Source organism: Noviherbaspirillum phoenicis (genome assembly GCF_047237965.1).
GTDB lineage: Bacteria > Pseudomonadota > Gammaproteobacteria > Burkholderiales > Burkholderiaceae_D > Noviherbaspirillum_A.
In genome coordinates this window covers 3,465,331-3,489,950 of the sequence record NZ_JBDFLX010000001.1, presented here as the reverse complement: position 1 = coordinate 3,489,950, position 24,620 = coordinate 3,465,331, and the positions used below count along the sequence as shown (strand labels likewise).

General features: G+C 63.3%; 18 protein-coding genes and 1 riboswitch. Of the genes, 4 read left to right on the top strand and 14 right to left on the bottom strand.

The features are described from left to right. Positions 1-75: 75 nt before the first annotated feature. Both ABC383_RS15585 and ABC383_RS15580 read left to right on the top strand, forming a co-directional pair. Positions 76-1,806 (top strand): autotransporter assembly complex protein TamA, encoded by a 1,731-nt coding sequence (locus ABC383_RS15585; RefSeq protein WP_413016385.1) that lies wholly within the window; start codon positions 76-78, stop codon positions 1,804-1,806. Continuing rightward, positions 1,806-5,837 (top strand): translocation/assembly module TamB domain-containing protein, encoded by a 4,032-nt coding sequence (locus ABC383_RS15580; protein WP_413014997.1) that lies wholly within the window; start codon positions 1,806-1,808, stop codon positions 5,835-5,837. The genes ABC383_RS15585 and ABC383_RS15580 overlap by 1 nt, the downstream gene beginning before the upstream one ends. On the opposite strand, the gene ABC383_RS15575 is transcribed toward ABC383_RS15580, so the two are convergent. Then, a complete protein-coding gene (locus ABC383_RS15575) occupies positions 5,834-6,214 on the bottom strand; it encodes a hypothetical protein (protein ID WP_413014996.1) in 381 nt (126 codons plus the stop codon). The genes ABC383_RS15580 and ABC383_RS15575 overlap by 4 nt on opposite strands. A gap of 423 nt (positions 6,215-6,637) precedes the next feature. Between ABC383_RS15575 and ABC383_RS15570 the strand changes: the two genes are divergently transcribed. Next, a complete protein-coding gene (locus tag ABC383_RS15570) occupies positions 6,638-7,786 on the top strand; it encodes an IS481 family transposase (RefSeq protein ID WP_413012297.1) in 1,149 nt (382 codons plus the stop codon). 223 nt (positions 7,787-8,009) lie between these two features. On the opposite strand, the gene ABC383_RS15565 is transcribed toward ABC383_RS15570, so the two are convergent. The 8 genes from ABC383_RS15565 to ABC383_RS15530 all read right to left on the bottom strand — a co-directional run bounded on the left by ABC383_RS15565 (position 8,010) and on the right by ABC383_RS15530 (position 18,610). Beyond that, positions 8,010-8,171 carry a hypothetical protein gene (locus ABC383_RS15565; RefSeq protein ID WP_413014995.1) on the bottom strand — a complete coding sequence of 54 codons (162 nt, stop codon included), beginning with the start codon at positions 8,169-8,171 and terminating at the stop codon, positions 8,010-8,012. An 86-nt stretch (positions 8,172-8,257) separates the two neighbouring features. After that, positions 8,258-11,842 (bottom strand): indolepyruvate ferredoxin oxidoreductase family protein, encoded by a 3,585-nt coding sequence (locus ABC383_RS15560; RefSeq protein ID WP_413014994.1) that lies wholly within the window; start codon positions 11,840-11,842, stop codon positions 8,258-8,260. A gap of 387 nt (positions 11,843-12,229) precedes the next feature. Further along, complete coding sequence (locus ABC383_RS15555; RefSeq protein WP_413014993.1) at positions 12,230-12,484, bottom strand: hypothetical protein; 255 nt, start codon at positions 12,482-12,484, stop codon at positions 12,230-12,232. A gap of 228 nt (positions 12,485-12,712) precedes the next feature. Then, positions 12,713-13,393 (bottom strand): GNAT family N-acetyltransferase, encoded by a 681-nt coding sequence (locus tag ABC383_RS15550; RefSeq protein WP_413014992.1) that lies wholly within the window; start codon positions 13,391-13,393, stop codon positions 12,713-12,715. Positions 13,394-13,581: 188 nt separating this feature from the next. Further along, complete coding sequence (locus ABC383_RS15545) at positions 13,582-14,832, bottom strand: multifunctional CCA addition/repair protein (protein ID WP_413014991.1); 1,251 nt, start codon at positions 14,830-14,832, stop codon at positions 13,582-13,584. 12 nt (positions 14,833-14,844) lie between these two features. Continuing rightward, on the bottom strand, positions 14,845-15,582 hold the full coding sequence (locus tag ABC383_RS15540; RefSeq protein WP_413014990.1) for a glutathione S-transferase family protein: 738 nt from the start codon (positions 15,580-15,582) through the stop codon (positions 14,845-14,847). Between the two features lie 71 nt (positions 15,583-15,653). Then, complete coding sequence (locus tag ABC383_RS15535) at positions 15,654-16,622, bottom strand: complex I NDUFA9 subunit family protein (protein WP_413014989.1); 969 nt, start codon at positions 16,620-16,622, stop codon at positions 15,654-15,656. Continuing rightward, positions 16,622-18,610, bottom strand: coding sequence for a lytic transglycosylase domain-containing protein (locus tag ABC383_RS15530; RefSeq protein WP_413014988.1), 1,989 nt, complete (start codon positions 18,608-18,610; stop codon positions 16,622-16,624). The genes ABC383_RS15535 and ABC383_RS15530 overlap by 1 nt, the downstream gene beginning before the upstream one ends. 101 nt (positions 18,611-18,711) lie before the next feature. Here ABC383_RS15530 and ABC383_RS15525 point away from each other — a divergent pair, with 101 nt between their 5' ends. Next, positions 18,712-19,314 carry a 5-formyltetrahydrofolate cyclo-ligase gene (locus tag ABC383_RS15525; protein ID WP_413014987.1) on the top strand — a complete coding sequence of 201 codons (603 nt, stop codon included), beginning with the start codon at positions 18,712-18,714 and terminating at the stop codon, positions 19,312-19,314. Between the two features lie 74 nt (positions 19,315-19,388). Here ABC383_RS15525 and ABC383_RS15520 read toward each other — a convergent pair whose 3' ends face one another. The 5 genes from ABC383_RS15520 to ABC383_RS15500 form a co-directional block, all read right to left on the bottom strand. After that, on the bottom strand, positions 19,389-20,237 hold the full coding sequence (locus tag ABC383_RS15520) for a hypothetical protein (protein ID WP_413014986.1): 849 nt from the start codon (positions 20,235-20,237) through the stop codon (positions 19,389-19,391). Positions 20,238-20,884: 647 nt separating this feature from the next. Then, entirely contained in the window at positions 20,885-21,748 is an 864-nt protein-coding gene (metF, locus tag ABC383_RS15515) for a methylenetetrahydrofolate reductase [NAD(P)H] (RefSeq protein WP_413014985.1), read from the bottom strand. Next, positions 21,748-22,089 carry a phage holin family protein gene (locus tag ABC383_RS15510; protein ID WP_194715542.1) on the bottom strand — a complete coding sequence of 114 codons (342 nt, stop codon included), beginning with the start codon at positions 22,087-22,089 and terminating at the stop codon, positions 21,748-21,750. The genes metF and ABC383_RS15510 overlap by 1 nt, the downstream gene beginning before the upstream one ends. A gap of 73 nt (positions 22,090-22,162) precedes the next feature. After that, positions 22,163-23,611, bottom strand: a complete 1,449-nt coding sequence (gene ahcY, locus ABC383_RS15505) for an adenosylhomocysteinase (protein WP_413014984.1) — start codon at positions 23,609-23,611, stop codon at positions 22,163-22,165. Positions 23,612-23,644: 33 nt separating this feature from the next. Continuing rightward, positions 23,645-23,730, bottom strand: a riboswitch (S-adenosyl-L-homocysteine riboswitch). A gap of 186 nt (positions 23,731-23,916) precedes the next feature. Then, the gene (locus tag ABC383_RS15500) at positions 23,917-24,582 is read right to left on the bottom strand and encodes a hypothetical protein (RefSeq protein ID WP_413014983.1); all 666 of its coding nucleotides are present in this window, start codon (positions 24,580-24,582) and stop codon (positions 23,917-23,919) included. Between the last annotated feature and the right edge of the window lie 38 nt (positions 24,583-24,620).

Below are 24,620 nucleotides of genomic sequence, written 5' to 3'. Positions count from 1 at the left end.
GATTGATTGAAGAAGCACACCCCGCCGCATCGGCATGGCCTGTCTTTGAAACCCGCTGTCCTGTGGTCCGGCTGCATGGCGCTGCTGCTGGCCGCCGCCCCGGCCAGCGCCGCCTACAAGGTCGAACTGGAAGCGCCGAAAGTCCTGCGCGAATTGCTGACCCAGCACCTGGACCTGATGCGCTACCGCGAGCGCGAGGACATCAATGCCGACCAGCTCAGGTTCATGGTGGAAACCGCGTCCGAGCAGGTCGGTGAACTGGCCGCCACCGAAGGCTATTTCTCGCCGGTGTCGACCGTGAAGATCGACGACAGCGCCCTGCCGCCGGTGGTGCGCATCAATGTCCAGGCCGGGCCGCGCACCAGCATCGCCAAAGCCGACGTGCGGGTCAGCGGCCCGGTCAGCCAGCAGGCGCCGGAGCAGGTGGCGCGGGTGGTGGACGAATGGCCCCTGAAGACCGGCGCGCCGTTCCGCCAGGAAGACTGGGCCAATGCCAAGGAAGCCGGCCTGCGGGTGCTGCAGGAGCGGCGCTACCCGGCCGCCAGCATCGCCAGCTCGAACGCCGCCATCTACGCTGACCGCAAGGAGGCCGAACTGGCCGTCGACTACCAGAGCGGCCCGCTGTTTACGCTTGGCGAACTGCGCATCAGCGGCACCGAGCGCTATCCGGAAAGCATCATCCGCAACGTCAACCCCCTGAAACCCGGCGAGGAATACGACGCCGGCCGGCTGCTGGCCCTGCAGCGCGCGGTGCAGCGCACGCCCTATTTCAGCAACATCGTGGTGGACGTGGCGCGCGACGCCACCGATCCCACGCTGGCCCCGGTGGACGTGAAGGTCACCGAATATCCGACCCAGCGCATCCGTTCGGGCGTCGGCTACGCCACCGACACCGGCGCCCGGGTCGAGGGCCGCTACAGCCACAACAATGTGTTCGGCCGCGCATGGGTATTCGACGGCCAGGCCAGGGTCGAACAGAAACGCCAGAGCGCCAAGCTGGACCTGGCGATGCCGCCCGACGGCGGCGCCTGGGTCAATAGCGTCAATGCCGCGATCGAACGCACCACGCTGGAAGGCGTGGACCTGCGCAGCCGCCGCGCCGGCGTGCGCCGCGCCCGCAGCACCGACACCGACGACTATGCCTACACGGTCCAGTACTACCGCGACCAGCTGACCCGGATCGACGGCGCCGACCTGCCGGCCAACGTGATCACGCCAGAGGGCAGCCACCAGGCGCTGGTGGCGGGCTTTGCGCGCACCCGCCGCAAGGTCGACGACCCGCTGTTTCCGCGCAGCGGCTATATCGCCTCGGTGGAATTCGGCGTGGCGCTCAAGGGCCTGCTGACCGACCAGACCTTCTTCCGCACCTACGGCAAGCTGCGCCGCTACTGGCCGGTGGGCGAGCGCGACCTGGTGCTGGTGCGCGGCGAACTCGGCGCCGTCATTTCCAAGGGCGGCAACGCCGCGGTGCCGGCCTCGCTGCTGTTTCGCGCCGGCGGCACCGACTCGGTGCGCGGCTATGACTTCCAGAGCATCGGCAATGTCGAGGGCAGCACCGTCTATCCGACCCGCTACCTGGCGGTGGCCGGCGTGGAATACCAGCGCTGGTTCAACGCCACCTGGGGCGGCGCGCTGTTCTACGACGTCGGCACCGCCACCGACAGCTGGGGCGACAAGGAACTGTTCCAGGGCGTGGGCGTCGGCGCGCGCTACCGCAGCCCGGTCGGCCCGGTGAATGTCGATCTCGGCTACGGCATCCGCAACCGCACCTTCCAGCCCCACCTGTCGCTGGGCGTGGCGTTCTGATGGCGGCGCCCGAGATCGACGGTCAGAAGACCGCGCCCGCCGCATCGGCGGGCAGCAAAACCCCGGACAACAACACGGGGAACAAGCCCGTACGCAGGCGGCGCTGGCCGGCGCGGCTGGCCATCGGCTTGCTGGTGCTGGTGCTGCTGCTGGCCGGCGCCGTCTACAGCCTGGTGTTTACCGACTGGGGCGCGCGCAACAGCTGGAAGCTGGCGACCCGCGCGCTGTCCGGCGCGCTGTCGGGCGACGTTGTCGGCGGCAGCCTGGCGCACGGCCTGGACCTGCGCAATGTGCGCTGGGGCAACCAGACCACCTCGGTCAGGGTCGACCGCATCCATGGCCGCTGGCAGCTGTCGCTGTCGCCGCGCAAGCTGACCATCGCCGCGCTGGAACTGGGCAAGGTCGATGTCACGCTCCAGCCGTCGAAGGAACCGTCCGAGCCGGCCAGGCTGCCGGCCAGGATCCATCTGCCGCTGGAGGTCGACCTGCAGAAGCTCGCCATCGGCGAAGTGGCGATCCACCAGGGCGAGACCACCACCACCCTCACCGATTTGCTGCTGCGTGCCGGCTCCGACCGGGTGCATCACAGCCTGACGCTGGAAAAGCTGGGCACGCCCTGGGGCGCGGCGCAGGCGGCGCTGGACTTGACCGGCGACGCGCCTTTTCCGCTGAACGGCAGCGCCAGCCTCGACGGCGCCTGGCAGAAGCATGACTACCGCATCGACACCACGCTGGACGGCACGCTGGAAACACCGGGCGTGGCAGTCAAGGCCAGCGGCGGCGGCGACTTGCGCGCCGAGGCGCGGATCGAAGCGACGCCGTTCGCACCGATTCCGTTCCGGCGCGCCAGGGTGGCGGTCGAGCACCTGGACCCGCGCCTGTTCAGCGAGGCCGCGCCGGAAGCCGACCTGCGCATCGACGCCGACATCGCGCCGGTTGCGCAGGCCGGCGCGGCCGGCACCACCGCGCCCGACCTGTCGCAGCTGCGGGTCGCCGGGCCGATCACGATCACCAATGCCAGGCCCGGCGCCATCGACCAGCAGCTGCTGCCGCTGGTCTCGCTGAAGGCGGAGGCCAGCCTGACGGCCGAGGCGCAGCAGCTCACCGGCGTGGAAGCGGCGCTGCCGGGCGGCGCGCGGCTGGTCGGCGGCGGCGAACTGCGCGCCGGCGGCAACGGGGAATTCACGCTTCAGGCGCGCAACCTCGACCTGCATGCGCTGCACCGCGCAGTGCGGCCGACCCGGCTCAACGGCCCGCTCAAAGTGGCGCTTGCCGGCCAGAACCAGCAGGTGCAGCTGGAACTGGAAGGCGCGCCCTTCCTGATCCAGGCCGACGCCAGCATCACGCCGCAGCAGGTCGAACTGCGCAGCGCCCGCCTCGGCGCCGGCGCCGCGCGGCTCGAGGCCAGCGGCACCCTGGGACGGGACGAGGCCGCCGCCTATTCATTCAAGGGCACGCTGGCCAGCTTCGACCCGGCCGCCTTCCTGGCCACCGTGCAGCCGCCGCCGGCCAAGGGTGCGGCGACGAAAAAACCGGCCCGCATCCCGCAGGCCGACATCAACATGCGCTTCACCGCCGAAGGCAGGCTGCAGCCGGAACTGCTGGCCAACCTGCGCTTCGACATCGGCGACAGCAGCTATGACAAGCTGCCCATGAGCGGCGGCGGCACGCTGCAGCTGGCCGGCCAGCAGGTGCCGGCCGCCGATGTGCAGCTGCTGGTGGCGGGCAACCGCATCAGCGCCAAGGGCGGCTTCGGCGCGCCTGGCAGGCAACTGGCGTTCACGATCGATGCGCCGGCGCTGGAGCGGCTGGGCTTTGGCCTGGCCGGCCTGCTCAATGCCCAGGGCACGCTGGCCGGCACCTTGCAGCGCCCCACCGTACAGGCCGACCTGCAGGCCAAACAACTTGCCTTCGGCGAATACCGGCTTGCCCAGCTCACGGGCCGCGCCGACATGCGCGGCGTGCCCGGCGAGGACCCGGATGCCAGGGTCAAGCTTGCGATCAATGGCCAGGGCGTGAAAGCCGGCGCGGTGCAGCTCGACCGCCTGGACGGCGACATCGACGGCAGCTATGCCAGCCATGCCATCCGGCTGCAGGCCGACGGCCGCATCAATGGCAGCGCCGCCGCCGTGACGCTGGCCGCCAATGGCGCGCTGCGCCAGGAAAAGGCCGGCCTGGGCTGGGAGGGCACGGTGCGCACGCTGGAAAACCGCGGCGTGCCGCGCATCTCGATGAAGCAGCCGCTGGCGGTGCGCGCCGGCCCCGGCCAGGTCACGCTGGGCGCGACCAGGATCGACATCGAAAAGGCGCTGGTCAGCCTGGAAAGCCTGGACTTCAGCAGCGACGGTCCGCTGCGCTCGCAGGGCACGATCAGCGCACTCGACATGGGCCACATGCTGACGCTGTGGAAGCAAATCTCCGGCAGCGAGCCGCCGGTCAAGACCGACCTGGTGCTGGACGCGGCCTGGAATTTCACGCTGGCCGACAGCGCCTCCGGCTTCCTGCAGGTCGAGCGCAAGAGCGGCGACCTGCAGCTGCCTGCGGCGGCGCGCAGCACCGCGCTGGGCCTGCGCCAGCTGAAGCTGCGCGGCGACTTCGCCGGCGCCGCGCTGCGCCTCAATGCCGCGCTCGACACCGCCCGCTTCGGCAACGCCGCCGCGCAGGGCCAGGTCGGCCTGCAGCCGGACGGCGCGCGCCTGACCGTGGGGCCGGACTCGCCGCTGTCGGTGCGCGTGAATGCCGCGCTGCCGCAGCTGTCTGCGCTGGCCGCATTGACCGGGCCGCGCATCGCGCTGGACGGCAAGCTGGCGGCCAATATCACTGCCGGCGGCACGCTGGGCGCGCCGGTGCTGTCGGGCGAAATCAACGGCAGCCAGCTGGCGCTGACCCTGTACGACCAGGGCGTGCGCCTGCGCGACGGCGTGGCCAGGATCATCCTGGCCAACAATATCGCCGAGCTGCGCGAGGTGGTGTTCCGCGGCGGCGACGGCGTGCTGCGCGCCACCGGCCGCATCCCGCTGGACCAGGCCAGCACCGACATCACCGCCACGGTCGTGGCCGAGAAGCTGCAGCTGCTGGCCGACCCGTCGGCGCAGCTCACCCTGTCCGGCCAGGCGAAGCTGGAAAACGTCGGCGGACAACTCCAGGCCACCGGCAAGTTCACGGTCGACCGGGCGCTGTTCAACCTGCCCGAGAAAAGCGCGCCCAAGCTCGACGACGACGTGGTGGTCTACCGCAACGGCGCCAAGCCCAGCACCCAGGGCAGCCGGGCCGGCCCGGCGGACAAGCCGTCCAGCCCGTTCTCGCCGGTGGTCGATGTGCAGGTGGACCTGGGCGAGAACTTCCGCTTCAAGGGTTCCGGCGCCGACCTGCGGCTCGCCGGCGCGCTGTCGGTGCGCACCGGCCCCAGCCAGCCGCTGGAGGCTTACGGCACCATCCGCATCCCCGAGGGCAAGTACGAAGCCTTCGGCGCGGTGCTCGACATCGAGCGCGGCCTGCTCAACTTCACCGGCCCGCTGACCAATCCCAACATCAACATCCTGGCCATGCGGCGCCGCCAGGAAGTCGCCGCCGGCGTGCAGGTCACCGGCACGGTGCAGCAGCCGCGGGTGCAGCTGGTATCGGAGCCGAATGTGGCCGACGAGGAAAAGCTGTCCTGGCTGGTATTTGGCCACGGCGGCAGCGGCGGCGGCACCAATGCCCAGACCGCGGCCCGCAGCGCGGCCACCGGCCTGCTCAACAAGCTGGGCGGGGACAAGGTGGCCAAGCGCATCGGCCTGGATGAACTGTCCTTCGGCAAGAGCGCCTACGGCATGGGCAGCGAGCAGGTGGTCAGCCTGGGCAAGAACATCAGCGAGCGGCTGGCCATCGGCTATGAGCAGAGCCTGGCCGGCGCGGCCAGCGTGCTGAAGCTGACCTACCAGTTGAGCCGCAGCTGGTCGGTGGTGCTGCGGGGCGGCCAGGTGGCGGGGCTGGACCTGTCGTATACCAGGCGGTTCGACAAGTTTGGCGAGATCAGGGGCCGGCGCTAGGGGCCGGCGGGCCTGTCAGCGCCACGGCGGGTGGGGGGCGGTGACGCGGCATGGTGACCAGAGTGCGGACGGTCGGGTGTAATCCCCCACAGGGGCATTGCGCCCGGCGAGGGGCGGAAACAGTTGCGGTTGCAGTCGCTCTTGAAATGGCCGTTGCAGTTGTAGTACGCGCAGCGACAGTTGCCGCTGCTTTTGAAGTGGCCGTTGCCGTTGTCGTTGTCGTTGTCGTTGTCGTTGCCGTTGCCGTTGCTTTTGAAGTTGCCGTTGCTTTTAAGTCCCGTTGAGCGCGCCGTGACGTCGGTGCGTGGAGCGGGAAAAGGTGCGGCGTCTGTCTGAGCCAAGCGCAGCTTGGCGAGTTTAGCCGCGCCCCGCTCCATGCATCGACGGCACGGGGACCCTCGCGCAGCGAGGGCGCGATCACCGGGTCGCCTTTTCTTGCCTACTTCTTTTGGCGAAGCAAAAGAAGTAGGTCGCCCGCCGGGGCGAACTCCCGGCCTGGTCATGACGACAGTGCAGTCGGCTTGCTTCACCCGGCGTAAAGACGTCACTGCGAAGCAGCAGTTGCTTTTGACGTTTGAAGTTTCAATACGAACGTCAACAACCACACCGACAGTGCTGCCCGTGCCTTGCCGGGTGACGCAAGGCGATTGCACTGCCGTGGAGACAAGCCGGGAATCCGTCCCGGCGGCCGGGTCACTTTTTTTGCTTCGCTGTATAGACCGGGGACATGGGTAACAACTGTGCCGGGACATGGGTAACACTTTGGCGTATTCCATATCAAGCCAAAGGATTCTCTAACCATGCCCTGGAAAGACGTTGACATGATGACCCTTCGACAAGAATTTACGGCGCTAGCGCAGCAGGATGGCGTGAACTTCAGTGCCCTATGCACGCGTTTTGGAATCAGTCGCAAGACAGGATACAAATGGCGTGAACGCAGCATGACGCAGGGCCCTGCTGGCCTGCAGGACTGCTCGCGCAGACCCTGCAATACGCCACTGCGTACCAGCCAGGCAAACGAAGAGCTGGTAGTGAAGGTGCGTCTGAAACACCCCACCTGGGGCGGCCGCAAGATTCATCGCAGCCTGCTCAATCAGGGTCACATCCAGGTGCCAACCCCCAGCACCATTACCCGGATTCTGCATCGACATGGCTTGATCTCAGAAAAGGCAAGCGCAAACAGCACCGCCTGGCAGCGCTTCGAGCATGCCCAGCCCAATGATCTCTGGCAGATCGACTTCAAGGGCCATTTCCAGACCGGCCAGGCCACGTGTCATCCACTGACCGTGCTGGATGATCATTCACGCTACAACATCGTCCTGCAGGCTTGCCTGAACCCGGACACTGCCACTGTGCAGGCAGCTCTGGAAACTGCCTTTCGCCATCACGGCATGCCAGTACGGATCAACGCTGACAACGGTTCTCCATGGGGCAGTCCGTCGCAGCACGAGCATGGCATCACCAAGCTCACCATCTGGTTGATTCAGCTGGGCATTCGCATCAGTCACAGTCGTCCGGCTCATCCACAGACCAATGGCAAGGACGAACGTTTCCATCGCACGCTCAAGGCAGATGTGCTGCACGGGCGTCACTTCGTTGACCTTGAGGAGGTCCAGAACGCATTCGACCGCTGGCGAATGATCTACAACAACGAGCGGCCGCATGAAGCCATCGGCATGGCCACGCCGGTAACCCGGTTCCGGCAAAGCCGTCTGGCCTATCCCGAGCGATTGCCAGAGATTGTTTATCCGCAGGAAGACCTGGTGGAGACCGTCGGGTGGAACGGGCATGTGAAGTTCCACAAGCGCAGCTTTCGCGTCTCCAGCGCCTTGCACAGGCATCGTATTGCGGCCCGCGCCCTGTCAGGCCAGGACGGCATTTATGACCTGTACTTTGCGCATCAGCGATTTGGCCAAATCGACTTGCGCAATGCCGAAAAGCACGATTAAATCTGTTACCCATGTCCCGGCACATGTGTAACCTATGTCCCCGGTCTATACACTTCGCCAAAAAAAGTAACCAAAAAAAGGCGACCCGGTGATCGCGCCCCGCTACGCGGGGTGCCCGTGCCAGCGGTACCCGGAGCGGGGCGCGGCTAAACTCGCCAAGCTGCGCTTGGCTCAGACAGACGCCGCACCTTTTCCCGCTCCGGGTACCGCTGACACGGCGCGCTCAACGGGATTTCACTACAACGGCAAAGGCAAAAACAACGGCAACGGCAACGGCAACGGCAAAAGCAACTGCAACGGCCACTTCAAAAGCAACGGCAACTGTCGCTACGCGGACTTCAAAAGCAACTGCAACCGCAACTGCGTAGCCATCTGCCGCTGCCAACGCTGCCTGCCCCCTCCCACCGCCCGGCGCACCCCGAACCGACAAAGTCCGTCAGCCCGCGCCGCAAGCCGAGTACGCCCCTTCCCTCAGGCCGCGTGCAGCACCCCCGCTGCCTGCGGTGCCGCCTTCAGCTCCGCCAGCAGCGCCGCTTCCTTCTCCCGCGCTGCCTTCAGGTGCCGCTCCTTCACATGGCCATAACCCCGTATATCCTCCGGAATCGCCGCCAGCGCAATCATCTGCGGCAGGTTCGCGGCAGACAGCCTGGGCAGCAGCGACGCCAGCGTGTCGCGGTAATGTGCAATCAGCGCCCGCTCCGTGCGACGCTCGGCGGTATAGCCGAACACATCCAGCGCGCTGCCGCGCAGGCCGCGCAGCCGGGACAGCAGCCGGAAGGCGCCCATCATCCACGGGCCGAATTCACGCTTGACCAGGTGACCCTGGTGATCGCGTTTGGCCAGCAGCGGCGGCGCCATGTGGAATTTCACCTTGTAGTCGCCCTCGAACATCCCGGCGATCTTGGCGGTGAACGCCGGATCGGCATGCAAGCGCGCTACTTCATACTCGTCCTTGTAGGCCATCAGCTTGAAGTAGTAACGCGCCACCGTCTCGGTCAGCCGCAAAGGCTTGCCGGCTTCCACTACCGCGCTTTCGGCCTGCCGCACCTGCGCCACGAAGTCGCTGTACTGGCGGGCATAGGCGGGATTCTGGTAACCAGTCAGGAAGGCCACGCGACGCGCTATTACATCGTCCAGCGCCGGGGAACGCTTGAACTCGATCACCTGCGCCGGGGCGCTGGCGCGTGCCAGCTTTTCCACCGAGGCCAGGTCGTTCGCGGCGCTGCGGCCCCAGACGAAGGCCTGGGTGTTGAAGTCCACCGACACGCCGTTGAGCGTGATCGCCTTCAGGATCGATGCCTCCGCCAGCGGCACCCAGCCCTTCTGCCAGGCATAGCCCAGCATGAACAGGTTGGTGGCGATCGAGTCGCCCATCAGCGCGGTGGCGATGCGTCCGGCGTCGACGAACTCGGCGCGGCCGGCGCCGCAGGCGCGCTGTATGTCCTGCTGCGCGCCTGCTTCCGGGAATTGCCAGTCCGGATTGCGCACGAAGGCCGCGGTCGGCGTGCCGGTGGCGTTGATCACCGCATGCGTCCTGCCCTCGCTCATGCGCGACAGCGCGTCGCGGCCGGCGGTGACGATTTCATCGCAGCCGATCACCAGGTCCGCCGCGCCGGTGCCGACCCGGGTCGAGAACAGCTGGTCGGGACTGTCGGCCAGGCGCACATGCGACAGCACCGGCCCGCCCTTCTGCGCCAGGCCGCTCATGTCCAGCACCGAGCAGCCCTTGCCCTCCACATGCGCCGCCATCGCCAGGATCTGGCCGACGGTCACCACGCCGGTGCCGCCGATGCCAGTCACCAGAATGCCGTACGGCTCGCGCGTGGCCGGCAGCGCCGGGGAAGGCAGGCTGTCCTGCGCCGGCGCCGCGGCCTTGGCCGGTTCGACGACCGCCTTCTTCGGCTTCTTCAGCTTGCCGCCTTCCACCGTCACGAAGCTCGGGCAGAAGCCGTTGACGCAGGAATAGTCCTTGTTGCAGGAAGACTGGTTGATCTGGCGCTTGCGGCCGAACTCGGTTTCCAGCGGCTCGACCGACAGGCAGTTGGACTGCACGCTGCAGTCGCCGCAGCCCTCGCAGACCGCCTCGTTGATCACCACCCGCTTGGCCGGGTCCGGATACTCGTTGCGTTTCCGGCGCCGGCGCTTCTCCGAGGCGCAGGTCTGGTCGTAGATCATCGCCGACACGCCCGGCTTGTCGCGCAGTTCGCGCTGCACCGCGTCGAGTTCGCTGCGATGGCGTATCGTCACGCCCGGCGCCCAGTCGATCGCGGCCGGGTATTTTTCCGGGTCGTCGGTCACCACGATGATGGGCGAAACGCCTTCGGCCGCGATCTGGCGCGAGATCATCGCCGGGTCGAGCGGGCCGTCCACGTTCTGGCCGCCGGTCATCGCCACGGCGTCGTTGTACAGGATCTTGTAGGTGATGTTGACCTTGCCGGCCACCGCCGCCCGGATCGCCAGGAGGCCCGAGTGGAAATAGGTGCCGTCGCCCAGGTTGGCGAACACATGCTTTTCGCTGGTGAAGGGCGCCGCGCCTATCCAGGTCGCGCCTTCGGCGCCCATGTGGGTGAAGGTGGCCGTCTCGCGGTCCATCCACAGCGCCATGTAATGGCAGCCGATACCGGCCAGCGCGCGGCTGCCCTCCGGCACCTTGGTCGAGGTGTTGTGCGGACAGCCCGAGCAGAAATGCGGTATGCGGTCCTTGGACGGATCGGGCGCGCTCACCTTCAGCACCGCTTCCTTGGCTTCCAGGAAGGCGATGCGTTCCCTGACCTTCGCCTCGATCGGATGGCCGGCGAAATAGCGCGACACACGGCTGGCGATCGCCCGCGCGATCTGCGCGGGGTTCAGTTCATAGGTTGCCGGCAGCAGCCAGTTGCCGTGGCCTTCGTGACGGTTGCTGCTCCATTCGCCGGTGTCGTCGAACTTGCCGACCACCCGCGGCCGCACATCGTCGCGCCAGTTGTACAGCTCTTCCTTCAACGCATATTCCAGGATCTGGCGCTTTTCCTCGACCACCAGGATTTCCTCCAGCCCCTGCGCGAATTCGCGCACGCCTTCGGCTTCCAGCGGCCAGGTCATGCCGACCTTGTAGAGCCGGATGCCGATGTCGCGCGCCACCTGCTCGTCGATGCCGAGGTCGGCCAGCGCCTGGCGAGTGTCGAGATAGGACTTGCCGGCGGTGATGATGCCGATCTTCGCCCGCGGGCTATCCCAGACGATGCGGTTGAGCTTGTTGACGCGGGCATAGGCCAGGGCCGCATACCACTTGTAATTGTTCATCCGCGCTTCCTGCTCCAGCACGGCGTCCGGCCAGCGGATGTTCAGGCCACCGGGCGGCAAGTCGAAGTCTTCCGGTAGCACGATCCTGACCCGGTCCGGGTCCAGGTCCACCGAGGCGCCCGACTCGACGATATCGGTCACGCACTTCATCGACACCCACAGGCCGGTGTAGCGGCTCATCGCCCAGCCGTGCAGGCCGTAGTCCAGGTATTCCTGCACCGAGGACGGATACAGCACCGGTATGCCGCAGGCTTTCAGGATGTGCTCGCTCTGGTGTGCGGTGGTCGACGACTTGGCTGCATGGTCGTCGCCGGCCAGCACCAGCACGCCGCCGTGGCGGCTGGTGCCGGCCATGTTGGCATGCTTGAAGACGTCGCCGCAGCGGTCCACGCCCGGCCCCTTGCCATACCACATGCCGAACACGCCGTCGTACAGCGCACCCTCGAACAGGTTGACCTGCTGGGTGCCCCAGATGCTGGTGGCGGCCAGGTCTTCGTTTACGCCGGGATGGAAGCGCACATGCTGGGCTTCCAGGTGCTTTTTCGCCTTCATCGCGGTCTGGTCCACGCTGCCCAGGGGCGAGCCGCGGTAGCCGGTAATGAAGCCGGCGGTGTTGAGGCCGGCGCGCGCATCGCGCATGCGCTGCTGCATCGGCAGCCGGATCAGCGCCTGGGTGCCGGTGATAAAGGCCCGGCCGCGCTCCAGCGTGTATTTGTCATCCAGGGAAATATCGGCGGCCGGCGATTGCCGATCCGCAGGAAGGGGTGCATTCATTCTGTCTCCAAGCCAAAAATTGTGTCTTTGGGGTGCGACGTCTCGCGGCCGACAACCCACCTTGTGGGCGGACCATCAGAGCGACCATTTTAGAGCAACATTAACATAACGCCCATTTGGGGCGTTAATCGGACTACAACAAGGCGTTTTTGATCAACAGGGCCGTGGTTCCCGCGTGGGAAGGCCTTTGCTTGATCGCTTAGCAAACGCGACAGTTTGGCATCAATAGAGGAGGAAAGCCAATGCGGCGTGCTTGAAAGAACTGCTGGAAGGCATGATAGGGATATGAAGCAAGGGGAGTTTGCGATTTGTCAGCCTGTGATGATGGTCAACAAATCGCATCGCCCTGGATACTTGAGATGACGTTGGTGTCCTGTTGCCAGGCGTTCATCGGATCACCGTGATTGCTAGTTCATGGATTTTTTTCAGATGCGATAAGCTCATTTTCGTAATCCGCCAAGCTAAGAGATAGGTGCGAGCGGCGAAACGCATTTCTTCTGGACTCGATGCCACTTGCAACATGATGCTTGCGCGCATGAGTGTCTTGAACGATTCGGCGGTTTTTGGGGAGATGCCACCCGAAATTGCCTTTAAGTCATCCAGCCCGAGTTCAATCGCATTTTCTTTAACACTGTTTTTCATTTTCCCTCCATGATTCACCGAAATCGAAGTTGGGTACCCCTTGCTTCGTCGCCAGGAAAGTACTGACATAAATCTAGGTGGCTCCTTCCGATAACCGGTTCATCTGCAAGAAACGAAATGCTTGCGGTGCGCGCTTACTCATCGCCGCCGCAAACGACAACGCCGGCATGCGCTGCAAGGCGGCATGCCGGCGTTTCAGGTAAAAGAAATTAACGAATCCGCCCCGCTTCAGGTATCCCGCGACAGATTGGCCAGCCACTTGGTGGCCATGCGGGCATTGGCTTTCAGGGTGTAGTCCAGCATCGCTACCTGCTCTTCCACCGCTTCCTGCATCACGGTGGCCGGGCTGGCCGGCGCCAGTTTCAGGTAGGCATCCGCCTCGCCGTAGGAGCGCTCGATATCCATGCCGGATTTCTTGGCGATATGCATCATCACCCGGTTCGACGACAGACAGTGCATGTAGAGGGTGTCAACATCGGCATTGCGGCAATGGATGGCGGCGCGCTGGAACAGCTTGCTGCCTATGCCCATGCCACGCGCCTCGGCCGAGACCGACACGCCGAATTCGGCAACCCGCTCCTTGGTGGTGGCGTCGCGCACCGCCGGCAGCGCTTCGCGCGGCGCGAATGCCAGGTGACCCACGCCCATCAGCCTGAAACGGCTGTCATAGACGCCAAACACCGTATCGCGCGAGAAATTAAGCATTTGCACATAGCGGGTGACCAGCTCATCCGGCAGCACGGTGCCGAAACGCAGCAGGCGGTCCGACTCATTGAGACCGAGAAAATGCATCAACAAACGGCGACGGTCACGTTCGGCCAGGGCTTTCACGCGCACCGGAAATTTCTCCGGGCCTTCTTCAGGATCGCGTTCGGTCAAACGGGATAAGGCATTGCTCAATAGTTTCATGATTGCTCCAGGAGTCACAGCATGCTGCAACGCACAACCAATTCTAGGACAACTGTGCGAAAAATGCTGGAATCCCTTTTCTAAAACACGCTTGCTTGATGGTACTCAAGGCTACCGAAGAGGAAATCTTGGTAAAAAATGGACAGGGAGAAAGAATAACGCGACTGGCTAATTTCCAGTATGAAATATTACCGCGGTGTTGTTTCCTTGAGGCATATTGCAACTGCAGCAATCCTGGCCGTCTGTATTGCCATGGGAATGTGTGCCGGCTGGTCCGGATGACGTTCCTTTGCCGATGCGGCTATCGCACCAGCGTCCACTCCACGTGCCGCATGCAAGGCGGCTTCCAGCCAGGCTTTTGCGGGAAAAGGCCGGTCTTCACTGCCTGCCCTGGCACGCTGCGCGCACTCCAGCACATGCAGCATGTCGATGAAGCGCTGCGGCTTGCGGAAGGCGTCGCAGCGCTCCAGCAGCCTGACAATGTCATCGGGACGCAATGCGAGCGCATCGGCCACTTTGTCCTGCTCGCGTGCGGACATCAATGCCAGATCGCGGCAATCGTTCGGGATTTTCAGCCGTCGGCAAATGCCGTCGGCCAGCGCCACGCTTCTGGCCGCCTCTCCGTAATCGTGGGCGCCGTCGGCGGGCGCCGGCGTTCCCTTGCCCAGGTCCAGCATCAGCACGGCAAAGCGTACCGCCAGCGGCTGCCCCAGCCGCGCCGCGGTGTCCAGCGCACGCATCGCCTGCATGCCGACGCTGGCCGGCGCCTGATGCGGCGCCTGAGCCTGCGCCTGCGGCACGCGCCACAAGCCGTCCAGTTCGGGCAGCAGGCGCGCCAGCGCGCCGCACTGCCGCAACACCTCGAACATGCGCGAGGGTTGCTGCTCCATCAGGCCGCGCGACAGCTCCTGCCAGACCCGCTCCGGCACCAGCGCATCGACCTCGCCGGCAGCCACCATGGACTGCATCAGCGCCTCCGTTTCGGGCGCGACCGTGAAGTCGGCGAAGCGGGCCGCGAAGCGCGCCAGGCGCAGGATGCGCACCGGGTCTTCGGCAAAGGCGTCCGACACATGGCGAAACACCCGGGCGGCCAGGTCGCGCTGGCCGCCGAACGGGTCGATCAGCGTGCCGTCCTCGCTCTGGGCAATCGCATTGATGGTCAGGTCGCGCCGCACCAGGTCTTCTTCCAGCGTGACATCGGGCGCGGCATGGAACAAAAAACCCTTGTAGCCGGGCGCGGTCTTGCGCTCGGTGCGGGCCAGCGCATATTCCTCGCTGGTGCGCGGATGCAGGAACACCGGGAAGTCCTTGCCGACCGGACGAAAACCCCGGGCCAGCATCTGCTCTGGCGTGGCGCCGATCACCACATGGTCACGGTCCTGCACCGGCAAGCCGAGGAGACGGTCGCGCACCGCGCCGCCGACGACGAAGGTCTTCATGCGTGCTGCCGCTTATTCGATGTCAGTACCATCTGCGCCGTCGGGCCAGGGTTCGTAGCGCTCGATCACCTCGGTCTCGGCTTCGGCTTCGCGCACCCACTGCGCCACGGCCGGATGCGCCATCACCCGGTCGGCATAGGCCTGCAGCGCCGGCGCCAGGAACACGCCATAGGTCTGGAAGCGGGTCACCACCGGCGCGTAGTAGGCGTCGGCAATCGAGAAGTCGCCGAACAGGAACTGGTAATGGCCGAAATTGGCCAGGCAGGTTTCCCATATCTCGCAGATGCGGCCGATGTCGCCCTGCGCTTCCGGCGTGCGGCCATGGCCGGGAAAGCGGCCGCGGATATGCATCGGCATCGCGCTGCGCAGACCCGTGAAGCCGGAATGCATCTCGGCGCAGATGCTACGCGCCAGCGCCCGCGCCACCATGTCCTGCGGCCACATGTTTTTTTCCTGGAACTGCTCGGACAGGTATTCGCAGATGGCCAGCGAATCCCAGATCGAGGTTTCCCGGGTGACCAGCACCGGCAGGCGGCCTGACGTGGAATACATCGCGATCTTGTTGCCGGTTTCCGGCTGGCCCAGCGGAATACGGATTTCCTGGAACGGAATGCCGAAGGCGGTCATTACCACCCAGGGCCGCATCGACCAGGAGGAGTAGTTCTTATTGGCGATCACCAGCTTGTAGCTGTTGCTTTCGGCGCTGGCCAGGGTTTCGGACAGCGTGGGGTCGAGGATCGTGGATTGCATGGGGATTCCGGGAAACAGGGAAAGTGAGATTGACGGCGCGACGTTTGTGTCAACGCCAGCCGGGCAGGCTTCTAGCCGCGGCGGCGGACATGATCGTAGCCGGTGGGCGAAGGCTGGGGGCCGAGATAGAACGGCGCCACGTCTTCCGGCGCGGTGGGCATCGGCGTGGTGCCGGGCGAAGCGACATTGTCGACCCGCATCGAATCGAGATTGTCGCGGCTCATGATCGGGCCGCCCGGCGCATGCTCGAGAAACCAGGCCTGCAGCCGCGCCAGCGCCGGCGGCAAACCGATCACGGGCCGCTGATGACCGCTGTAGTAGCCCGCCAGCTGCACCAGCTGGCGCAGGGTGTAGACCTTCGGCCCCACCAGCTCGATCACCTGGCCGAAGCTGCCGCGGTCTTCCAGCGCATTGGCGAAGGCCTGCACCACGTCTTCCACGTACACCGGCTGGAAACGGGCGTCGGCGCCGCCCAGCGCCATCACCGGCAGCAGGCTCTGCAGCCGGGCAAACATGTTCAGGAACTGGTCGCCCTCGCCAAACACGACCGACGGCCGGAAGATCGTCACCGCCAGCCGCGGGTCGGACAGCGCCGCCAGTTCGCCGGCCGCCTTGGAGCGCAGATACATCGACGGCCCATTGGTCGCCGCGCCCAGCGCGCTCATGTGCAGCGAGCGGCGCACGCCGGCGCGGCCGCAGGCGGCCACCACCTTGCGCGGCAGCTCCACGTGGGCGCGCGCGAAGTCGGGGCCATACTCGGAGCCGCCCGGCCCGCGCCGGGAATGCAGCACGCCCACCAGATTGATCACCGCGTCGACACCCTGCATCAGCCGCGCCAGAGTGGCTTCGTCATGCACGTCGGCCTCGACCGCTTCCACGTTGGGCAGCGTGATCAGTTCGCGCGCATGCACCAGCCGCCGGGTCGGCAGCGTGATGCAGCGCCCCTGCGCGGCCAGATGCGCCACCAGACGGCTGCCGATGAAGCCGGTGCCGCCCAGCACCAGCACATTGCTGCAATAGGGTCCGCGCAGGATGTCCATCAGAAGGGTTCTCCGTTTTCGCTGCCAGCATAGCCTTTCGGCGCAATGGTGCCCATGCGCGCCTTGAGCGACTGCGGCGCATTCTCGAACAGCGCCGCATAGTAGGTGGCATTCGACATCACGTTCTTCACATAGCCACGGGTTTCCGCGAACGGGATGGTCTCCGCGAAAATGGCGCCTTCCACCGGCCGCGTCAGCGTCGAGCGCCAGGCCTTGGGCCGGCCCGGACCGGCATTGTAGGCGGCGGTGGCCAGCGGCTGCGAGCCGTCCAGCGACTGCAGCACCATCGACAGGTAATTCGTGCCCAGCATGATGTTGGTGCCGATCTCGTTGATGCGGGCCTGGCTGAAGTCCGCCATGCCTATCCTGCGCGCGACTTCCTTGGCCGTGGCCGGCATCAGCTGCATCAGGCCTGATGCGCCCACATGCGAGCGCGCGGTCTGGATAAAGCGCGATTCCTGCCGGATCAGGCCGTACACCCAGGCCTTGTCCAGGCCAAGGTCGCGGGTGGCAGGATGCATGATGTCATGGTGCGGCGAGGGAAAGCGCTGCGTAAAGTCAAACTCGGTCTTCGTGCGGTCGGAGGTATTGACCATGCGGTCCAGCACATTGTTGCGACGGGCAAATTCCGCCGCGGCCAGCAGCTGGCGCTCGGTCATCTTGCGCAGCTGCCAGTTCCATTCGCGATAGCCCTCGAAGCGCATGTTCATGTCGAAGAAGCGGAAGGCGCGGCGAAAGCCCTGGTTGGCCGACATGGCGGCCATGTCTTCCTCGCTCGGCGCGGCGGCGCGCGGCGGGATGGTGATTTTCTGTCCCAGCTCTTCCAGCGCTAGCTGGCCGTAGAAACCATTGACCGAGGCAATCGACTTGAACAGCGCATCGGCCTGTTCACGCTGCCCCTGCGCCTTGCAGGCGCGGCCCAGCCAGTAGACCCAGGGGCTGTCGTCCCTGAGCGTCGGCGGCATGGCTTCGATGCCGCTTTTGACCATGGCCCAGTTCCCGGCGCGCAGCGCGCTGCGCACCCGCCACTGGTAGCCGTCCAGCGACATCGCCGCGCCGGTGGTTTTCTTCCAGTACTCGACCGCGTCCGGCTGCAGCTTCTGCGCCGCCTGCATCGCCACCATGGACCAGCCGGTGGCCAGTTCGCGCGGCGACAGGTAGGACGAGGCGCCCAGCACTTCGGCGCCGGCCTGCTCGAGGTTGTTGCGCGCCACCCGGCCGACCGCGATCAGGAAGGCTTCATGCTGCGCGCGGCTGCCGCTGGCGCTCCTGGCGATGATGGCCGCCGGCTTGTCATAGGCTTGGGCGATCAGCCCTTCCGGCGCGTCGGTGGCCAGCGCCAGCTTGCGCATCAGGTTGGGAGAATTGAATTCCGCCGCCAGCCGCACCTGGTCCCAGACATCGTCGTCATTGAACTGCCGGGTTTCGGCCAGCCGCATCACCAGCGCCGGGCAGGCTTCGCCATAATCCCGCGGCGACACCAGCAGCGCGCGGGCGTCGGCCGCCACGTTGTGGCCGCGCTCGATGCGCGACATCAGCGCATAGCACTTGACCTGGGTATCGTCATCCAGCACGAACTGGGGATACTGTTCGTCGAAGGTGGTCCAGTCGCGCGCCCGGCCCAGTTCCAGCAGCCAGTCGTTGCGCAGCCGGTCGGCGATGGCGCTGCCCTCGTGGCGCTTCAGGAAGTCGCGGATGTCGGCATTCGGCAGGTTTTTGACTTGCGGTTTCAGCCGGTAATACTCGATGTAGGAGGGAATCGCGTAGTTCGACAGCCGTGAAGACAGATCGAACGCCTTCGCCCCGTCGTCCCGCCGCGCCGCCTCGCGCAGCGCCGCGAACATGTCATCGTCGCTGGCGAACTGCTGTGGCTGTGGTGGCTGCTGACGTTGCTGCTGTGCTTGCTGGCGCTGCTGGGCCTGCGCGCCATGGGTGCCGAACGCGGCGCAGGCGAGCACCAGCCCGGCGGTCCATTTCATCGGAAACATCAGATTGCTGCCTTATTCTTGCTCGTTTTGGGGAGCGGCTAGAATAGCACGCTCCCCCGTCCGGCTGGCCGCCGGAATTGCATCTGGACACTACTTACAACATGAATGAAAAGCAACGTTTGAGGAAGGAATTGCTGGCGGCGAGAAAGGCCATGCCGTCGGAGGAGAAAGCCTGGCGGGACAAGGTGATCGGCCGGCACCTGCTGGACTGGCTGGAAGCGCATCCGGTGAAGTCCATGGGCGTGTACTGGCCACATGCGGGCGAGCCGGATCTGACGCCGGTGTATCCGGAACTGGTGGCGTGGGGCGTGACGCTGGCGTTGCCGGTGGTGGTGGAGCGGGATGCGCCGCTGGTGTTCTATGCGTGGCGGCCGGGCGAGGCGCTGGTGAAGGATGCGCATGGGGTGATGGCGCCGGTGGGACGGGCTTGTCCGGTGGAGCCGGAGTTGCTGTTGCTGCCGTGTGTTGGGTTTAATGAAGCGGGTTATCGGTTGGGGTATGGCGGGGGGTATTACGATCGGACGCTGGCGGCGATGCCGGGGGTAAAGCCTGTTGGCATCGCGTATGCAGTTGGCAAGGTAGACTTTGAGAATGATGTGTTCGATATGGTGATGGAGCTGATTCTGTCCGAATCTCAGGTTTTTCATGCCCAAGTACATGGCACGGGTCAACTGAATCCCCGGAATTCCGGAAAGAGAAGTTAAGCTTTATCAAACAAACCGGAAATGCAGGGAGAGGAGTGAAGCATTCTCTCCCGCAAAACCTAGTATTCAAAAATTCAAAGTGGGTGACGTAACATCTTGTTCGCGAAAATTTCTCCGGGCTGAGCAGCTTTCAATTTCTCCTTATGCTTTTCCTGAATTCGATTTGAAAGCAATCCAACAAACCCTTCTTTGTCAAGCAATTTCTGATCTTCATCAAAAACCCGCACAACCGCAGCCAGATTTTCGTAGCTCTCAGACTCCTTTTTATCGAATAGCTGATCAATGTAATCGTCCACAACGACTTGCATACTAGGCTTATCCAAACCGGAGGAAATAAGATCGTTCATAACAGTAACCTCCTTTTCTAGTCGACTTTTGCCTTTTCCAGATTCGGCAAGCTTTTTTAAAGTTTCTTTCGCCGTTTTAATTAATCTGGCATTTTTCATGCTTTTTGACTCTCCTAAGGCATGATTGTTTCTAGGGCGAACGCAGGTCTTCTTTGTGACCCGTTCTATTAACGACTTTAACCTAGATTTCTCGCTTTCAATTTTCTTCAAATCCTCAGGTCTATAACTCCCGAAATTCCGCTCTACTGATTTATTAGACCTGTGGGAAAATTTAACTAATTCCGCATGTATCGTCTTTCCTGCACTCACCCAGGCGCTATGAAAATTGGCGTATAAGTCAATTCCATCTCTTCGCATATGAACAAGCAGTCTCTCTATATGCTTCAGCATCGAATGCGAAGATAAAAATTGGTCTTTTAAACATAGCGAAAAATAGTGAGCAGAGGCACTGCGGAGAAGCTCTTTTGCAACAGCATCTCTCGCGCCGTTTCCCATTAATGCTTGTTGATACTCTAAAAAGTTTTCATGCAAGGCATTGTACTCAGCCTCCGGCAATGTATTTTCAAGCTCTCTCATTATCGCGTCCGGCCTACAGCCTATATCGAGAAGCGCGCAGCAAGATTCGTAAACTTTGCATTGCCATTCAAGTCCGCTTGGGCTGGACAAGTCTTTCTTTAAGGTAGTTTTGAAATTCTCTATGACGGTGCTCCTGAGCCGTCCAGTGAGAATCAATGACATCAAATTTTGAGCAACGCGCTTTGTCAATGACTTGATTGATGCCCAGATTTTGTGATCTGACTGGACCCTGGGGATAGCAGGATCACCATGCTCGACCTGTCGGTTTCCCAGCTTGGACTCTGCGGTTTTCCGGAGCGCGTCTGAATTTTTTCCCTGAGTGGACACTTGGGAAGAACTCGGGGATTCTTCACGGGAAAAAAAATAATGTAAGCCTGCTAGGCACATGGCACGCTCCTGAGAGATTCCTTATACGCGTATGTATCCTGGCAGGAGGAAAAGGGTCCGTCGACCTATACTGCTCGAAGCTATGAGAGACAAGTGTTGCAAACTGCCGTGGAAAGATGGTTTTCCTTTTGTCTCTGAGCTGAGAATCAACGCGCCGTCAAATTAATGCCGGCGCTTTACGTTCCTGGAGCCACTCTTTGCACAGGAGGCTCCTTAATAACTGCCAAAACTTACCTCCATAGGCATGACATTACGAATTTTCAACGAGCGGTTAATTGCAAATTTAGCCCCAGCCGTCCCCAAATCTCCCTGGTCGCTCCAGCCTGATTCAACGTATAAAAATGCAACCCCGGCGCCCCGCCCGCCAGCAGCTTCTCGCACAGCCGCGTCACCACATCCAGCCCGAACGCCTTCAGTGACGCCGTATCATCCCCGAACCCCGCAAGCTTCAGCCGTATCCAACGCGGAATCTCCGCGCCGCACATGTCGGAGAAACGCATCAGCTGGGTGTAATTCATGATCGGCATGATGCCGGGCACGATGGGCGCGGTCACGCCCAGCTTCGCGGCATCCTCGACGAAGCGGAAGTAGGCGTCGGGGTTGTAGAAGTACTGGGTAATGGCGCTGTCGGCGCCGGCCTGGATCTTGCCGGCGAAATGGCGCAGGTCGTCCTGGGCCGACCTTGCCTGCGGATGCACTTCCGGGTAAGCCGCGGTCTCAATGTGGAACCAGTCGCCGGTTTCCTTGCGGATGAATTCGATCAGCTGGCTGGCATAGGCAAATTCCCCAGAGGAGGCGTCCAGCATGCCGTAGCCGCTGGGCAGGTCGCCGCGCAGTGCCACCACACGCCTGATGCCGTTGGCCTGGTATTCGGCCAGCATCGCGCGCAGTTCGTCGCGGTTGCGGCCAATGCATGAGAGGTGCGGCGCGGCTTCATGGCCTTCGGCGGCGATTTCCAGCACCGTGTCGCGGGTGCCGGACTGGGTGGAGCCGCCGGCGCCAAAGGTCACGGAAAAGTAACGGGGCTTCAGTTGCGCCAGCTCGGCGCGGGTGGCGCGCAGCTTTTGCGCGCCTTCCGGCGTCTTGGGCGGGAACAGTTCTATGCTGTAAGTGTTCTCGGACATTATTTTCTCAACAGTAAGGCCGACAGGCCCCATGAAATCACGCTGTAGAGCAGCGCGCCGCCCACCGCGGACCAGAAGCCGGCCACGGCAAAGCCGCTGACCAGGTTGGCCACCGCCCAGAACATCAGCCCATTGATGATGAAGATGAACAGGCCCAGCGTCAGCAGGGTGACGGGCAGCGTCAGCAACACCAGGATGGGCCGGATCAGCGTATTGACCAGGCCCAGCAGCAAGGCGGCGATCAGGGCGGTGCCGAGATCCTGCACATACACCGTGCGCAGCAGGTAGGGCACGGCGAACAGGGAGACGGTATTGATCAGCCAGGCAAGCAGCAGGCGCATGGTCACTCCATGGTGGGGTTAATCGGCTTGGACAGACAAAAAAGGGCGGCTCGCGCCGCCCCGGGTTCAGCGCTTAGTAACGATAGTGTTCCGGCTTGAACGGGCCTTCCTTGGACACGCCGATGTAGCTGGCCTGTTCCTCGGTCAGCTCGGTCAGCTGCGCATTGAGCTTCTTCAACTGCAGGCGGGCGACCTTCTCGTCCAGATGCTTGGGCAGGGTGTAGACGCCAACCGGGTACTTGTCGGTGTTGACGAACAGCTCGATCTGGGCAATGGTCTGGTTCGCGAACGACGAGCTCATCACATAGGACGGATGGCCGGTGCCGCAACCCAGGTTCACCAGGCGGCCTTCCGCCAGCAGGATGATGCGCTTGCCGTCCGGGAAGATCACATGGTCGACCTGCGGCTTGATGTTTTCCCAGGTGTACTGGCGCAGCGCGGCGACTTCGATCTCGTTGTCGAAGTGGCCGATGTTGCAGACGATGGCCTGGTCCTTCATCTTCTTCATGTGCTCATGGGTGATCACATGGTAGTTGCCGGTGGCGGTGACGAAGATGTCGGCATGCTCGGCGGCGTAGTCCATAGTGACGACGCGGTAGCCTTCCATTGCGGCCTGCAGCGCGCAGATCGGGTCGACCTCGGTAACCCAGACCTGGGCCGACAGCGCGCGCAGCGCCTGCGCCGAACCCTTGCCCACGTCGCCGTAGCCGGCCACGACCGCCACCTTGCCGGCCACCATCACGTCGGTGGCGCGCTTGATGCCGTCCACCAGCGATTCACGGCAGCCGTACAGGTTGTCGAACTTGGACTTGGTGACCGAGTCGTTGACGTTGATCGCCGGGAACGCCAGCTTCAGGTCGCGGTGCATCTGGTACAGGCGGTGCACGCCGGTGGTGGTTTCCTCGGTCACGCCCTTGATCTCGGCCAGGCGGGTGGAATACCAGCCGGGCTGGGACGCCAGGCGCTTCTTGATGGAATTGAACAGGCAGACTTCCTCTTCCGAACCCGGATTGTCCAGCACCGACGCATCCTTTTCAGCGCGGGTGCCGAGGTGCAGCAGCAGCGTGGCGTCGCCGCCGTCGTCCAGGATCATGTTGGCATACTGCGGGCCTTCGGCGGTGTCCGGCCACTCGAAGATGCGGTGGGTGAATTCCCAGTAGTCGTCGAGCGACTCGCCCTTGAAGGCGAACACCGGGGTGCCGGCGTCGGCGATCGCGGCGGCGGCGTGGTCCTGGGTGGAGTAGATGTTGCAGGATGCCCAGCGGACCTTGGCGCCCAGCGCTTCCAGCGTCTGGATCAGCACCGCGGTCTGGATGGTCATGTGGATGGAGCCGGTGATGCGAGCGCCCTTCAGCGGCTGGGCAGCGGCATACTCTTCACGGATGGCCATCAGGCCGGGCATTTCGGTTTCCGCGATGCGGATTTCCTTGTGGCCCCATGCGGCCAGGGACAGATCGGCAACGACGTAGTCGGTAAATTTGGACTGGGATGCGGCTTGGGAAGATTGTGGCAGGGCGCTCATCACGCCTCCTTTCTGTAGAAAATCGAGAAAAAAGTCACGTGAGCGCGGTTGCATTGTTGATTCGCCAAGCCTGGCAGAACGGGCTGGTGTCGGGTTCTGTCGCAACGCTCCTTGACGAACCGGGGATTTTAACGGAAAAGGCGGAAGATGTCAGTGCCGGTCACGGCGATGCGCCCTTGACTTCAGTGCTGTGCTGATCGGCAAGAAAGCAGGCTTTCAAGAAGGACAAGATGCCAGCAATTAAGTTGGCATCTTGTGGGTTCATTTGCTACTCGAAGGACTCTTCTGCCTGCAATCCCTTGCTGTCAGCGTGGCATGGCAGTCCAGCTTGCTTCGAAGCTCCTGCAAAGATTGCCGTACAACTCTCTTACTTGACGATCCGCATCGTCATGACGTTGCTGCTCCCCTTTCCAGGGATCATTCGAAAGAAACTGATCCAGCATGTGGAATGCATTTATCTGGGTTTTCCCTACCGTCTTGAACCTGATCATGACAAGCTGATCCAGCTTTTCCTCATCGCTGCCAACAAGCGCATGCATCTCTCTTAAAGCTTTTATTGTTTCGTTCGGCTCTTTACGCCCTATTGCATCCGATACCTTAGCTAATGCAGCAGACTCAGGAGAAGGTGGTGACGCACGCAAAGCGGAAGAACGCTTCACCGACACGGAATGAATTTTGTCTGCATGCACTGGAGACAGGGTGGATTCAAGAGCGGCGAATCCTCTTACCATTGCCTGGCCAAGCGCACTGGCCTTGGCAGAAATCACCAGGGCATTGACGGACTGACAGGCTTTACTGAATAAGGAGCGCACTGGAGGCTTACGGGAATCGGAATATTGCGCCCGAGGCATACCAGGAGTTAATACTCTAGCCGCGGCATTTTCGCTTTTGATGTTTTTTAATTCACAGCTATCGGCTGTAAAGCCGGCGTTGAAAAACCTGGTTTTTATACTGTTGAGCAGATTATTCATGAGCCTCTCCATACAGGATTAATGGGTCATCTGTATCC

What these genes read in the sequence shown, in the direction of transcription:
- ABC383_RS15585 (WP_413016385.1), top strand. Translation starts at nt 76, where the DNA reads ATGGCGCTGCTGCTGGCCGCCGCCCCGGCCAGCGCCGCCTACAAGGTC.
- ABC383_RS15580 (WP_413014997.1), top strand. Translation starts at nt 1,806, where the DNA reads ATGGCGGCGCCCGAGATCGACGGTCAGAAGACCGCGCCCGCCGCATCG.
- ABC383_RS15575 (WP_413014996.1), bottom strand. Translation starts at nt 6,214, where the DNA reads ATGGAGCGGGGCGCGGCTAAACTCGCCAAGCTGCGCTTGGCTCAGACA.
- ABC383_RS15570 (WP_413012297.1), top strand. Translation starts at nt 6,638, where the DNA reads ATGCCCTGGAAAGACGTTGACATGATGACCCTTCGACAAGAATTTACG.
- ABC383_RS15560 (WP_413014994.1), bottom strand. Translation starts at nt 11,842, where the DNA reads ATGAATGCACCCCTTCCTGCGGATCGGCAATCGCCGGCCGCCGATATT.
- ABC383_RS15555 (WP_413014993.1), bottom strand. Translation starts at nt 12,484, where the DNA reads ATGAAAAACAGTGTTAAAGAAAATGCGATTGAACTCGGGCTGGATGAC.
- ABC383_RS15550 (WP_413014992.1), bottom strand. Translation starts at nt 13,393, where the DNA reads ATGAAACTATTGAGCAATGCCTTATCCCGTTTGACCGAACGCGATCCT.
- ABC383_RS15545 (WP_413014991.1), bottom strand. Translation starts at nt 14,832, where the DNA reads ATGAAGACCTTCGTCGTCGGCGGCGCGGTGCGCGACCGTCTCCTCGGC.
- ABC383_RS15540 (WP_413014990.1), bottom strand. Translation starts at nt 15,582, where the DNA reads ATGCAATCCACGATCCTCGACCCCACGCTGTCCGAAACCCTGGCCAGC.
- ABC383_RS15535 (WP_413014989.1), bottom strand. Translation starts at nt 16,622, where the DNA reads ATGGACATCCTGCGCGGACCCTATTGCAGCAATGTGCTGGTGCTGGGC.
- ABC383_RS15530 (WP_413014988.1), bottom strand. Translation starts at nt 18,610, where the DNA reads ATGTTTCCGATGAAATGGACCGCCGGGCTGGTGCTCGCCTGCGCCGCG.
- ABC383_RS15525 (WP_413014987.1), top strand. Translation starts at nt 18,712, where the DNA reads ATGAATGAAAAGCAACGTTTGAGGAAGGAATTGCTGGCGGCGAGAAAG.
- ABC383_RS15520 (WP_413014986.1), bottom strand. Translation starts at nt 20,237, where the DNA reads ATGAGAGAGCTTGAAAATACATTGCCGGAGGCTGAGTACAATGCCTTG.
- metF (WP_413014985.1), bottom strand. Translation starts at nt 21,748, where the DNA reads ATGTCCGAGAACACTTACAGCATAGAACTGTTCCCGCCCAAGACGCCG.
- ABC383_RS15510 (WP_194715542.1), bottom strand. Translation starts at nt 22,089, where the DNA reads ATGCGCCTGCTGCTTGCCTGGCTGATCAATACCGTCTCCCTGTTCGCC.
- ahcY (WP_413014984.1), bottom strand. Translation starts at nt 23,611, where the DNA reads ATGAGCGCCCTGCCACAATCTTCCCAAGCCGCATCCCAGTCCAAATTT.
- ABC383_RS15500 (WP_413014983.1), bottom strand. Translation starts at nt 24,582, where the DNA reads ATGAATAATCTGCTCAACAGTATAAAAACCAGGTTTTTCAACGCCGGC.